The sequence below is a fragment of the Psittacicella hinzii genome, from assembly GCF_003585935.1.
Classification (GTDB): Bacteria; Pseudomonadota; Gammaproteobacteria; order Enterobacterales; family Psittacicellaceae; genus Psittacicella; species Psittacicella hinzii.
In genome coordinates this window covers 1-1,425 of sequence record NZ_NRJG01000208.1, presented here as the reverse complement: position 1 = coordinate 1,425, position 1,425 = coordinate 1, and the positions used below count along the sequence as shown (strand labels likewise).

General features: G+C 29.8%; 1 protein-coding gene. It reads right to left on the bottom strand.

The window, feature by feature from the left end:
* Positions 1–445: 445 nt before the first annotated feature.
* On the bottom strand, positions 446–1,093 hold the full coding sequence (locus CKF58_RS08220; RefSeq protein WP_119532774.1) for a hypothetical protein: 648 nt from the start codon (positions 1,091–1,093) through the stop codon (positions 446–448).
* Between the last annotated feature and the right edge of the window lie 332 nt (positions 1,094–1,425).

The window sequence follows — 1,425 nt, the reverse complement described above, 5'->3', positions numbered from 1 at the left end:
TACCTTTTTAACTAAGGATATTTAGCTCAAGATATTTAACTAACAAGTTCTAATCTCAAGACACTTGCAGCTAAGGCTAAATAGACTTAGGTAAGTAGGTAAATAATGCTAAATAAAAATATCCATACTAACCTATTACAAATTATAAAACTTTACCATTTTAATGTAAAAAAATTATCAAACTTCAAGCCAAAAAAAGCAAAAAAAGCAGCTTAATTAGCCCAATTTAAGAATGATTAACAACTATTAGGATAATTGCTATACTTATTTCTAATCTTGATTAAATGTTAAGATTTGAGAAATAAAGATAAATAAGTAATTTAAGAAATAAAAGTAAATGAGAGCGACTCCCCACAAGAGGATCAGTTCAAAATTAAAAAGCGAGCAATAAAAAAGACTGCAATGATATTGCAGTCATTTTAATAAATTTAAATTAAAGAATTTTTTATTTACCTTTTTCGTACATAAAGCCTCTTGAAGGGGCTAATTGTAACGATTTAATAAATTGTTCTCTGCTGTGGATACGGCGATAATAGTTAGCAATTTTTGTCGGTAAGTTTGACATGCGCGTATCTTGGTGTGCACGGAACAGTTTATATAGTAAAGGTGCAAAGTAACAATCTAATACTGAGAATTCTTCATCAAAGAGTAGATTAGTATTCTCATTGAAAATACCTTGAATGTCACGAATAAATAAAGTACATTCATCTACACAGCGATATAATTCTTCAGGATTATCTGAATTTAGTCCATCTAAATATGGTAAAACACGTTGATCGATTAACTTAATAATTAATCTTACTTTAGCTTTTTTCTCTGGACCAGTAGGGAATAATGGAGGATGTGGATATTTATCGTCTAAATATTCTAACGCAATATGCACATCTTCAATTTTTAGGTCGCGATCAATGATCGTAGCACGATGAAATTCATGTTCAGATCTACGTCTACTTGGTAAACGAACTGGACTTTGTAATTCATCACCGACATGCTCTACATCATAAGCAATGCCTTTTTCCGTAAGTGCAAGGCGTAAAATATGACTTAACACGTCGTTTTCGCCAGAGAATAAAGTAAGAACCGAGCGCTTCATATACATGAACTCCCAAGTGATTACCCTGAAATAATCCAGATATTGAAGCCTATATCGGATAAGTTTTCAAGTGTAATATAAAGTGAATAAGAGAGAAACTCTTTGATGTTTATTTAAGATTATTGAATAATCTTAAATAGACTTTGTTAATAACCAGCAGTTTAATGTTTAATATTATGCTTATGATTCACAAGTTAAACTAAATCTAAACTTACACTCAATTTAAACTAATGTTAAACCAAGTGTCATTTAAGCTATAAAAACCAAACTTATTTTTAGGTATTTCTTATCTTTTATCAATCCTAGTTAAATAGCATATGAAGCTATAAAAC